Below are 9,600 nucleotides of genomic sequence, written 5' to 3'. Positions count from 1 at the left end.
TCCCTCGCCCCGTCAGGCGGAATGGGCCGAGCCACCTCGGACAGGAACATGCCGCTCACAGAGCGCAGGTGGGTCATGTCGCGCTCGGTCTGCTCGTTCCCCTGACCGCGATGATCGCGAGCCATCCCGTAACTGTAACGGTATTCGGGGAAGAACGACGCGAAGAAGAGGGCCGCGACCAACGGTTTCGGCACCATCGACTCGGAGCCCCATCGGGCTTTCGCCTCCGCGAGCAATTCGTCGAATTTCCCGACCCAGCCGGGCGGGAAGGAGCCATGGTCGATCAGGTGGCCGCTCGGGTCGCCCGTCCCAAGGCAATGGTCGTAGATCCGTCGTTCGATGGGTTCTCTTGAGTCCGAGGCCGTGGACATCAACTCCTCCCAGCGAGTGGCGTGAGCCCGACCGTCCCCCTGCGCTGCGTCCCGTTCGCGGACACTGACCGGCCGGGACGGGAAGGACGCTCTGGTAGGGGTGTGGCGCTCTTGACGTGGGCCGATGCACGTCGGGCCGAAGAGTCATGCCCTTGGGGGCGCTTTCCGTCTCCAGGAGGGAACGGCCGTTACGCCTTATGATCGTATTCGCCCAATGGTCCCGGGTCATCAGTTCGGGCCTCGATTCGAGGCCGCTGTTCTGTCAGCCTTCCCAGCCAACGCCCACCAACCGTTCGGTCACCGTCTCGCGACCCGCCCCATGCCATTACCCATTCGACAAGCCGTAGCGATTCTCCGGCCGCCGCGCACAAAAAGGCGTTCCGGCGACATAGTGGTGATAGAGGGCCGCGCGAGAGACGAGGCCTGGTCGAGGTTGCGAACCCCGGCGGGAATCCCCCGAACATGACCGATCGAAGCCGATTTCCGGGCCCGAATTTCGACGCCCAAGCCGATGTCGCGGCTGACGTTGCGTCGAACGGGCTTGGTCGTCGGTTGGCGCAAAGGAAGCCGATTCGACGGGCGGTACTGCCGGTTCGATCGCGAAGCGTCCTTCGTCCCCTCTCCCGCCGGGAGAGGGCAGCCGCGCAGCGGCGGGTGAGGGTCGTGGGCGTTCGGGGGGCGTGTCGGACGCAGCCGGCCGCCGGGTCAGGCTCTGGGTACAAACCGACGACCCTCACCCGGCCCGTCGGGCCACCCTCTCCCGGCGGGAGAGGGGACGAAAGCGGCCGAGCGAAGCCAATTTCCGAGGCCGCGTTTCAACACCCAAGACGATACACTGTCAGACCTTGCATCGTACAGCTTCGTACGTGCGTCGTCGCAAACGAAGCCGAATCGAAGCCGTCGGCCTGCTCAGGCGCTTTCGCGTTGGTAGTGGATGTCGAGGAGGCGGCGGTAGAGGGGGCTGGACCGTTTGAGTTCCTGATCGGTCCCCATGGCGACGACGCGGCCGTCGTCGATCAGGACGATGCGGTCGGCGAGCTGGATCGAGCCCATGCTGTGGGAGATCAGGAACGTGGTCCGGTTTCGGGAGAACTCCTCGATGGCCTTTCGGATCAGGGCCTCGTCCTGAATGTCGACGGCGCTTGTAGCCTCGTCGAGGATCAGGATGGAGGGGTCCCGAAGCATGGCGCGGGCCAGGGCGATCCGCTGGCGCTGGCCGCCGGAGAGACCGTGGCCGCGCTCGCCGATGACGGTGTCGTAACCCTCGGGAAGCGTCATGATGAACTGGTGGGCGTACGACCGCTTGGCGGCCTCGATGATCCGGTCGCGGCTGGCGCCGGGGTCGCCGTAGGCGATGTTGCGGGCGATCGTGTCCTGAAACAGGATCGTCTCCTGGGGCACCACGCCGATCAACCGCCGAAGGCCTCGCCCGCGGATCTCGCGGACGTCCACGCCGTCGATCGTGATCGTCCCCTCGTCGACGTCCCAGAACCTGGGCAAGAGGCTCATGAGCGTCGTCTTGCCGCAGCCGTTGGGACCCACCAGCGCGACGGTCTCGCCGTGGCGGACCTTCAGATCGATCCCCTTCAGGAGCGATTCGCGGCCGGGGTACGAGAAGTGAACCCCCTTGAACTCGATCGTCCGCTGGTGGACGGGCGACTCGACCGCCTGGGCCGATTCCACGACCTGCGGCTCGCGGTCCATCAGGGCGCAGATACGGTCGGAGGCCGCCGCCGCGCGCTGGATCTTCGAGTTCACGTTCGAGAGCTTGCGGATCGGGTCGGAGACGCCGGCCATGATCGCGTAGAGCGTCAGAAGATCCTCGATCGCCATCACTTGCGAGGCCAGTTGCAGCTTGAACGGGCCGAGTTGCAGGAAGATCGACTGCTTGAGCACCAGGTAGGATCCGGCCAGGAGGGCGATGGCCACGGTGATCAGCGTGAGCATCTCCAGCACGGGGTCGGACATCGAGTCGATCATCGCGACCCGGATGCTCTTGCGGTAGAAGTTCTTGGTCTCCAGGAAGAACCGCCGGCGCTCGACGCGTTCCATACCGAACGACTTCACCACGCGGATCCCCTGGAAGGTCTCCTGGAGGATCTTGTAGATCGACGACATGCTCTCCAGCGACCGCCGCACGGCGCGCTTCATCATCCGGCCGACGCGGTAGGTCGTATAGGCGGAGATCGGCACGACGACGAGGGTCAGGCAGGTGAGCCGCCAGTTGAACCAGAAGGCGACCGAGAGGGCGATCACCGCCCGCAGGGGCTCGCGGATCAGCTTGCTGAGGATTGTGTTGAGGCCCAGGGCGAAGGAGTCCATGTCGCTGGTGAAGCGGGCCATGAGATCCGACGAGCCTTGATCCGAAAAGCTGGCCAGGTCCAGGGCCATCGTCCGGCGGAAGAACCGATTCCGGAGATCGAAGAGCGTGCGCTGCATCACATCGGCGACGAGCACTTCCTGGCCGAAGGCGAACAGGCCCTTGATCATCACCCCGACCAGAACGCAGCCCATGACCAGGGCGAGAGTACGGAACTGGTCGGACGGCAGGTACTTGTAGACGCCCGGCTTGAGGCCGTCGTAAAGGGTCTTATACCAGACCTCGTTGCCGCGTTCTCGGCTGAGGTCGGCCAGGCGATGATCCAGGCTGGCGCGGTCGCCGTTGTGATACCACTGGCTCCCCTGGCTGAGCTCCTTCCAGCGGACGTCGGCGATGCGTTCCTCGCGCTGGAGGCGCTCGATCTCGCCGGCCTCGGTGGCAAGGAACTGCTGGGAGACCCCATTCTGATCGGGCAGGTCGACACGCTGCCGGCGCGTCTCCAACTCCCTGTAGAGCCGAGCCTTGAGGTCTTGAAGCTCGGTGAAGCGGTCGTTGAACGGACTAGCGGCCCCAGGGCCGTCAGCGAAGGCGCGCTCGACGCGGGCCAACTCCTCGCGGCGAGCGTCGATGTGCTCGACGGCCTCAGCGATGGAGTCGATCTTGGTCGAGATCCAGCGCTGGGGGTTGTCGTTGTTGATGAGGATTTTGAGCACAGGCAAGACGGCGCCCAACTCCATGACGGAGAGAAAGGCGACCATCAGGGCGCAGGCGACGGAGACGCCGAACCGGTAGCGATAAGGCCAGGCGTTCTTCACCAGGCGGACGAAGTTCTTCATAAAAACCCGCGCCCAAAGACGAGACAGAGATGCCCCCTCGACGAGCATCCATGCCGTGGCGAGATCGCGAACCGACCGCCAGAGCGCCGAAGGGGCCGTTCTCTTACCACGTCCGGCCATCCCCGGCAATTCGAGTTCCCTCGCCCCCCAGCCACATCCAAGTCCCCCTTGCCCTCCCTCGCCCGGCCCGCTAAGATAACCCCCAATAGTCCTCGGGGAGCGTTACCCGCTCCCCCCAGCCGCGGGCGTAATTCAGTGGTAGAATGCCAGCTTCCCAAGCTGGACGTCAGGGGTTCGAATCCCCTCGCCCGCTTCTCCTAAACCCTGCCGAAGGCTCGATTTAGAGCTTACCCATCCTCGGCGGATGGCGCGGCCCAAGACGGTAAACTACCGGATTTGGAGTCGCGACCATGCCCAACCCGTCAACTCGTACGCCCTCCTACCGTCTCCATAAGGCGAGCGGCCAGGCCGTCGTCACCCTGGACGGCCGAGACATTTATCTGGGCGTCCACAACTCGCAGTCCAGCCGGACGGAATACGATCGCGTCATCGCCGAATGGCTGGCCAACGGTCGCCGGCTGGCGACGACGAACCCGATCACGATCGCTGAAATCGTGGTCGCCTACCTGCAGTACGTGGACGGCCGATACCGTTCCCGGGAACCCGCCAACATCCGAAGCGCCATCAAGCCAGTCCGGACGGCTTACGGGGACGTCCAGGCGACCGACTTCGGCCCACTCGCGCTGAAGGCGGTCCGCAAAGGGATGGTCGACGCCGGCCTCTGCCGGAACCTGGTCAATCATCGGATTCAGGCCGTCGTCCGGATGTTCAAGTGGGCGGCTTCCGAACAGATGATCCCCTCCTCCACCTGGGAGGCTTTGCGGACGGTCGAGGGGCTTCGACGGGGCGCGGCCGACGTCCGCGAGTCGGAGCCGGTCAGGCCCGTAGATGACGCCCACGTCGTCGCGACGCTGCCTTTCGTGACTCGCCAGATCGCCGCGATGATCGAGCTTCAACGCCTCACAGGCGCGAGGCCGGGCGAGGTCTGCACGATGAGGGGCTGCGACCTGGTCATGGTCGGCAACGTCTGGGAATACCGACCCGCCGATCACAAGACGGCCCACCATGGGAGAAAGCGGACGATCCATATTGGCCGACGGGCCCAGGAAGTCCTACGGCCGTTCCTGCGGTCCGACGCTTCGGAATACCTCTTCCAACCCAGGGAGGCCGACCAGGAGCGTAGGGCGGCGCTGAGGACATCTCGGAAGTCAAAGGTCCAGCCGTCCCAGGTCGACCGGAGCAAACCGGAGCCGAAACGGAAGCCGGGCGAGAAATACAACCGCACGAGCTACCGTCAGGCGATCGCCCGCGGCGTCGCGAAGGCGAACGAGGTCCGACGCGAGAAGGATCCGAAGGCCGACCTAATCCCTGGTTGGCATCCCCACCAGCTGCGGCATTCAGCCGCTACCGCCCTGCGAAGGGATTTCGGACTCGACGTCGCCCGCGCCGTCCTGGGGCATTCATCGGCCGCAGTGACGGAGATTTATGCGGAGATGGACCAGGCGAAAGCTCGCGAAGCGATGGAACGGGTAGGGTGAGACGCGAGCGGCCGAGCTTGTCCGGATGGTGAAGCTCGGCCGTTTCCAAAGCGTCCCCTCCCAGAGTCCCAAGCGCTTAAGCCACTCTAACCCAAGACGCCTAATTTTGCGACAACGATATTTTTAAAGCCACGACCGCAGGATAGGATGAGATCACGGTCGGGGGTCGTAGCCGGCACCATTGGCGACGACGAATAGCCTGTCCTCGCCCCCTCGGCTCGTACGAAGAACGCCATCGGGAACCTTCGCCGGGGAACGATGGCGTTCTCGTGCGCTAGTCGCCTGAGCACGGCACAGGTCGACTGTCAGTTCGGGGCGTTCCCGTCACGCCCTCGACGCGAGAGGGCCTCCCAGAATTCGGCCGTCGAAGGAATGCGGAACATATAGACGCGACTCAAGTCGGCCGTAAATACGAGAGCGAGCCAGATGGCGCATTCCTCACAGGTGCAACTGGCCAGGAGGCGGCTCGGAACTTTCTCTTCCGGCTGGTGGAGCTTCAACGGGGCTCCGCAGACGGGGCATGCCAATTGATTGGCACCGCCAGTTGGAATCGTCGCGGCTGTCGTCCAGACCACCGTGTCGAACGATATCGTGTCCACAGGGCCCCCCGGTTCGATAGATCACGTCCGATCTATTAGAAGCGTAGGCCGCCGGTCTCCCGGGACTGCCGACGGCCTACGCCAAGCCGACGCCCGTTCGCGGGACGACGGGTAGTCGGCGTGCATTAAACGATAAAAGTTCTCGATCAAAATTACGACCACAATCGATCGAATAAGCATATTTTACGTAAAAACCCACCTCTCTGACTCTTTAATGAGGGCTTGTCCCGGCACAACGACAGGCTTTACCCCAGTGTTGGAAGAGGTCTGGCCGACCTAATACCCTATCTATGCCAGCTAGAAAGCCGACCAATTGGTGACTCGGGAAGTGATGCCCGTCGCGATGCCGCCGCCATGATGAAGGTTTCTCATGGATACGTCTCGGAAACCGAGTGTATTCGTGACCAATCCCCCAAAACGATCGAGGCCGTCAAGCGAGGTGAAGCGACGATCCAGGAAGCGGTCGCCCTGGTCGGCCTCATCACCGACCTGAACCTTGCCTGACGCAGTTACACCGCCGACCAGCGAGCGGCTCTTGCCGAGGAGTTCCGCGCCGCTCAACGGGAGGAGCTTCAGAAGCGGTCGCTGGCGAATCTGAAGCAGGGGAAGGAAAGGCGGGTTTCCCGAGGCGCGGAAGCCCGCGCCTCGGGAAAAACTCCCCAGGGCGAATGACCAGGCCGCCGTCATCAAGGCGGGGCGGATTCATCGATTCAGTCGGCCAGATCTTCTTTTATCTGCCGCAGGACAGCCTGTCGAGCGTAAGCCGCTTTGTTGAGTCCACGCGCGCGAGCGGCTCTCTCCAATCGTTCGATGTCATCTAGCGGGAGATCGAGACGCACAGGCCTAGTGACTTTCTCGTCCTGGGTTGCTTGCACCTTCTTGTCCTGCTTTTTGGCCATGACGAGTGCTCCGCGCCGAGTCTGAATCCACATTCAGTGTACTCAACGGCGGCGTTCCTTCGCCAGATTGTACGCACGCCCGATCTCAACTCTACACTTTGTCTGCAATTTTTCTGCACTCAGTTGACAGTAATACCAAAATCTCTACGATCTGCATACAGTTTGGCCGCACACCTTCGACTCGCACCCAGGAGCCTGCTCTATGCCTGCCGCTCTGAGCCTACCCACGCCCATCACGTCCGTTGGGACGGCGTGGCTCTGCCTTCGCCTCCCCCTCGAAGCCGGGGAGCCGCTCGTGATGGAGGCTTGCCGCTATCTCGGCCGTCGGGCCGGACGGGAAGCCGTGGCCGATCGTCGCCGGGTCGACGGCGTCGCCTGGATGGAGGCGAACGCCTCCTACTGGAAGGCCCGGGAACTCGCCCATTACCTCGGGCACCTTCGTCGACAGGCCGGTCGGATGTTAACGGACTCGGAGCGGGAGACGTTCGCGGATTCGATGCTGGAAGCGATGCGTTGAAGAAATGAGAGAGGGCGACCGGTCTGCACTACCGGACGCCCTCAGGATGCTCACCCGACTCGACATCAGGAGAACACATCAATGGTACGCCACGAATCGACCGTCGGCAACGGAAACGACGTTAATCGCGTGACCTTCCTTCGCTTCCTGGAAGCGTACTTGGAGGTCAAGAGGACGATGGAGGCCGCGGAAGAAATGATGCTGGCCGACTGCTGCATGGGTCCGGAGATCACCCTTGCCGGGCACTCATTGACCGTTGCCTGTCGGATCGCGGCGGGCCGTCCGGCCTGGAAGCGGTTCGACAAGGAACACGTCGTCGAGATCGGCGGCTGGCGGGTGATCCTCACGCCGGACGAAGGCCGCGACGGTTGGGGCTACGAGAACTTGGACGTCGAGCCGATCGAGTCCGGGGCTGACCAGGAGGAGGATCGGACCCAGGATCGTCCCCTGGTAGCGAGCTACCGCCAGCCCAGGACGAATCAGGAACTCGCCCGACTGGTGGAGCTTGCCATCCTCGACGGCACGGGCCGGACTCCGTCCGGGGGGCTCGAATCCGACGGGGCCGTGTTCTCGGTCGAACTCGAACGCGAGAAAGAAGCGACCGTTGTCGCCGTGATGCCCGCCCTCCTCTGGGAAGCCATGCGGGGGAGACGCGGCTGGGGCGACCAGACGCCCTACTGGCTCGACGCCGAAGAGGTCGCCTTGATCGAAAGCCAGCGTGCGGCCTCGCGGCCCCAGGGCGGGGCGTCCGGGGCGGTTGGGCCCCGGTTCAGCCCGGCGGCGAATTGACGTCTTGCAGCCGATTGCCTTAAACACATAACGACTCTAATACATGAATTGTTATAGCGTGATGTTGATTTTGAGGCAAAGAGGCTGCTATAGTTCCCGTAATCGAGCGTCTGATATCCAATGACGCTTTATCTCACCGCACCATGAGCCGCACGCTCGTTTGAGGCGACTTCGTCGATTTCACGTCGACGTCGCCTTGCGTCCGCAACTCGAATCTTCACCTTCGATACAAGGGACCGCCCATGCGCGCCGTTCAGGCTGTTGCGTCAGTCGATGAACTTCCGCCGCTGGAAGATCTTCGTCCGCTGGCCGAAATCGCCCAGCTTTTGGGCCTGGGAATCCAGGCTGCCCATCGCTGGCGGCTCCACGAAAGGACACCGCTCCGCGCCTGGCGAAGAGGCCGTAACTGGGTGAGCACCGTCGCCGAAGCACGCGATTTCATCGCCCGTCGCACAGCCGCTTCGCTGCCGTCGGACGGTTCGCCGGAACCTATCGCCCCTGCTCTAACAACCAAGCGGCGACGACAGATCGAGAAGGCCCTCGAACGGTGCAAAGAACTCGGCTGCTGAAAGGGGGCCGCGATGAGATGGTTCGTCGACGCCCTGATCGCCTCGCACGCAGTCCGAACAGGCGTGCGTCTCGCTGAATCCACCTTGACCGACGTCTTGGCGGATGAGACCCGTACGCTGTCCCACCTCCAAACGTCGGCACGATTCAACGAATACGTAGGTGCGATTTCGATGCTCGTCGTCGCCTCGCACCGGAACCGTGTGCTCCTCGCAACGGAGAACGTCCGGCCGGACGCGCCGCCGATTCGGTTCCGGATCGCGGCCGAAGCGCTTCGCTCGAAGGTCCACGACTTCGTGGGGACTCGCGAGCCGGCGACGACGGAAGTCGCTTTGGGCCAGAGATGACGTGGGCTGGAAAGCAAAAGCCCTCCGGCGGCAGACCGGAGGGCTTTCTTTGATTCACTGCGGTCGAAAGGACAACTGATTATGCATTCGTTGGCGATGAAAGTCAACGTCCAGGCATCCGCTAATAGGTGGCTCAGGGTCGTGATGCCTGAGGGTTCCGAGCCGCCTGAGCACGACGACGAATCGGACGAAGAAGATACGGTCGGCCTTCTCGACAACGTCCATCCCGAGTTGCGGATGTGGGATCAATGGGTCTGTTGGAGAGCCTTAGACGGCGTCAAGACGCCTCGGACGGTCGATGACCGTCGGAACGCTTCGACGGCCGACCGATCCACCTGGTCGGCCTTCTCGATCGCCGCTCACGCCCTTCGGGCGGCGTCTCCCGGGACATTCGACGGGCTTGGATTCGTGTTCACACCCGATGACCTGTTCGTTGGGTTCGACTTCGACAACTGCTTGGATGAGCACGGCCAGGCCGTCGAGTGGGCCCGGCCCTGGTTGGAACGATTCCAGGGATGCTACGTTGAGACTTCGCCCAGCGGTCGGGGGGTGAAGGTTTGGGCTCGCGGCACCATCCCCAAGGGCGGCAAGGTGTGGGACGGCCCTGGGGAACACTGCGGGATCGAAGCATACGACCGGGGCCGGTACTTCTGCGTCACCGGCCGGATCTGGGGAGGTTTTCCTGAGGAAGTCATCCCCGACCGCCAGGACGTCATCGACGACCTATTCGTCTGGGCTGCCGAGCAAGAGCCGACCA

The 9,600-nt window shown here is 63.4% G+C and carries 9 protein-coding genes and 1 tRNA gene; 6 read left to right on the top strand and 4 right to left on the bottom strand.

Annotated elements, in window-relative coordinates:
• Both G5C50_RS31865 and G5C50_RS31860 read right to left on the bottom strand, forming a co-directional pair.
• Nucleotides 1-371 (bottom strand): hypothetical protein (locus G5C50_RS31865; RefSeq protein WP_165076090.1); only part of this gene is annotated, 371 nt, incomplete at its 3' end.
• A gap of 909 nt (nt 372-1,280) precedes the next feature.
• Entirely contained in the window at nt 1,281-3,527 is a 2,247-nt protein-coding gene (locus G5C50_RS31860; RefSeq protein ID WP_165076087.1) for an ABC transporter ATP-binding protein, read from the bottom strand.
• Between the two features lie 241 nt (nt 3,528-3,768).
• Between G5C50_RS31860 and G5C50_RS31855 the strand changes: the two genes are divergently transcribed.
• Nucleotides 3,769-3,840: transfer RNA gene (locus G5C50_RS31855), tRNA-Gly, on the top strand.
• A gap of 97 nt (nt 3,841-3,937) precedes the next feature.
• Nucleotides 3,938-5,125 (top strand): tyrosine-type recombinase/integrase, encoded by a 1,188-nt coding sequence (locus tag G5C50_RS31850; RefSeq protein ID WP_165076085.1) that lies wholly within the window; start codon nt 3,938-3,940, stop codon nt 5,123-5,125.
• A gap of 896 nt (nt 5,126-6,021) precedes the next feature.
• On the opposite strand, the gene G5C50_RS31845 is transcribed toward G5C50_RS31850, so the two are convergent.
• Nucleotides 6,022-6,414, bottom strand: a complete 393-nt coding sequence (locus tag G5C50_RS31845) for a hypothetical protein (protein ID WP_165076082.1) — start codon at nt 6,412-6,414, stop codon at nt 6,022-6,024.
• Nucleotides 6,415-6,434: 20 nt separating this feature from the next.
• Nucleotides 6,435-6,623 carry a hypothetical protein gene (locus tag G5C50_RS31840; protein ID WP_165076079.1) on the bottom strand — a complete coding sequence of 63 codons (189 nt, stop codon included), beginning with the start codon at nt 6,621-6,623 and terminating at the stop codon, nt 6,435-6,437.
• Nucleotides 6,624-6,825: 202 nt separating this feature from the next.
• Here G5C50_RS31840 and G5C50_RS31835 point away from each other — a divergent pair, with 202 nt between their 5' ends.
• The 4 genes from G5C50_RS31835 to G5C50_RS31820 form a co-directional block, all read left to right on the top strand.
• A complete protein-coding gene (locus G5C50_RS31835) occupies nt 6,826-7,140 on the top strand; it encodes a hypothetical protein (protein WP_165076076.1) in 315 nt (104 codons plus the stop codon).
• A gap of 81 nt (nt 7,141-7,221) precedes the next feature.
• The gene (locus G5C50_RS31830; RefSeq protein ID WP_165076074.1) at nt 7,222-7,929 is read left to right on the top strand and encodes a hypothetical protein; all 708 of its coding nucleotides are present in this window, start codon (nt 7,222-7,224) and stop codon (nt 7,927-7,929) included.
• Nucleotides 7,930-8,510: 581 nt separating this feature from the next.
• Nucleotides 8,511-8,843 carry a hypothetical protein gene (locus G5C50_RS31825; RefSeq protein ID WP_165076071.1) on the top strand — a complete coding sequence of 111 codons (333 nt, stop codon included), beginning with the start codon at nt 8,511-8,513 and terminating at the stop codon, nt 8,841-8,843.
• A 408-nt stretch (nt 8,844-9,251) separates the two neighbouring features.
• The coding region (locus tag G5C50_RS31820; protein ID WP_165076069.1) for a hypothetical protein at nt 9,252-9,600 on the top strand (349 nt) is incomplete at its 3' end.

Origin of the sequence: Paludisphaera rhizosphaerae (assembly GCF_011065895.1) — a bacterium.
Classification (GTDB): domain Bacteria; phylum Planctomycetota; class Planctomycetia; order Isosphaerales; family Isosphaeraceae; genus Paludisphaera; species Paludisphaera rhizosphaerae.
The sequence above is the reverse complement of the archived record's forward strand: the minus strand, read 5'-3'. Positions and strand labels throughout refer to the sequence as shown.